At 73.3% G+C, this 1,438-nt stretch carries 1 protein-coding gene and 1 pseudogene; one reads left to right on the top strand and one right to left on the bottom strand.

Annotated elements, in window-relative coordinates:
- Nucleotides 1–61 precede the first annotated feature (61 nt).
- Nucleotides 62–889, bottom strand: coding sequence for an inositol monophosphatase family protein (locus tag AB0M20_RS43330; protein WP_364307308.1), 828 nt, complete (start codon nt 887–889; stop codon nt 62–64).
- Nucleotides 890–1,166: 277 nt separating this feature from the next.
- On the opposite strand from AB0M20_RS43330, the pseudogene AB0M20_RS43325 reads away from it, so the two are divergent.
- Nucleotides 1,167–1,438 (top strand): annotated as a pseudogene (locus tag AB0M20_RS43325) (RNA polymerase sigma factor); the annotation flags it as partial.

Below are 1,438 nucleotides of genomic sequence, written 5' to 3'. Positions count from 1 at the left end.
GCGAGCCGACCCCGCCGCCGGGCGCCTGCTCCGCGCCCGCGCCCGGCAAGTAAGGCGGGGTTCACGGCCCGCCCGAGGCGTCCAGCTCCACCAGCGCGTCGTGCAGCGGGCCGAACAGCGCCGGGGGCGCGGCGACGAGCATGTCCGGGCCGGGGGCGGCTCCGTCGAGTCCGGACACCCGCAGACCGGCCTCGGCGGCGATCAGGCCGCCCGCGGCGTGGTCCCAGTGGTTCAGGCCCTTCTCGAAGTACGCGTCCAGCCGGCCCTCAGCGGCCAGGCAGAGGTCGACGGAGGCCGCCCCGATCCGCCGGATGTCGCGGATCCGGGTGATCAGCTCGGCGAACACGGCGCCCTGGTGCCGGCGGCGGGCGGAGTCGTAGCCGAAGCCGGTGCCGACCAGTGCCTGGTCGAGCGTCTCGCGGGTCGAGCCGGTGAGCCGGCGGCCGGCACGCCAGGCGCCGCCGCCCAGGGTCGCGGTCCACTCGTCGCCGGTGGCCGGGTTGTGCACCACGCCGGCCACGACGACGCCGTCGACCTCCGCGGCCAGCGAGACCGCGTACGCCGGGATGTCGTAGAGATAGTTCACGGTCCCGTCGATGGGATCGAGGATCCACCGGGTGCCGCCGCCGGCGATCGCCGTCGCGTCCGTGTCGCCGTACTCCTCGCCCAGCACCGTGTCGCCCGGGCGCTCGGCCCGCAGCGCCTCCACCACCTGCCGCTCCACCGCCTTGTCGGCCGCCGTGACCACATCGGTGTCGGTGCTCTTCGTCTGCACGTCCTGGATCGCCTCGGCGCGCATCCGGCGCGCGGTCGCGGCCGCCTCCCGGGCGATCCGCACCGCGACGGCCAGCAACTCGGCGGGCGTCGATGTGGCGGAAATAGCGGTCACCTCCAACTCGATCGGACCAGTACCATTCTCCCGCCGGCCATGCGGTGAGGGCTCAGCGGCCCCCGCGGCATGCCGGTGGCGTGCGGCGACGAGAGCTTCTCGGTCATCGGCGCTACAATTCACCACTGCCACCGCTACACGGACTCCAGACCTGCCGGCCGGTCCGCGTTTCAGTGGTCCCAGCAGCAAGTAATGCTTCCACCAGCCAAGCCCAGCCCAGCCCGTCGCCGCATCGTGCTGGGCACAGGCCGTTCCAACGCCCTCCGGAAGGTCATTCGTGACAGAAGCCCACCAGACCGGTGCCGACGTTCGCTCCCTCACCGAGGCCCTGATCGCCCATGCTCAGGGCGCGGGCGGGCAGATCACGGCTTCCCAGGTCGCGCAGACTGTCGAGTCCGCCGAGGTGACCCCGGCACAGGCCAAGAAGATCGTACGGGCGCTGGTGGACGCCGGCGTGACCGTCGTGGTCGACGGATCCGCCGGCATCTCGCGTCGCAAGGTCGCCGCCGCCCGGGCCGCCACTCCCGCCTCCCAGGCCACCACGGCCAA

The organism is Actinoplanes sp. NPDC051633, from assembly GCF_040681735.1.
In the GTDB taxonomy this organism is placed as follows: Bacteria; Actinomycetota; Actinomycetes; order Mycobacteriales; family Micromonosporaceae; genus Actinoplanes.
The sequence above is the reverse complement of the archived record's forward strand: the minus strand, read 5'-3'. Positions and strand labels throughout refer to the sequence as shown.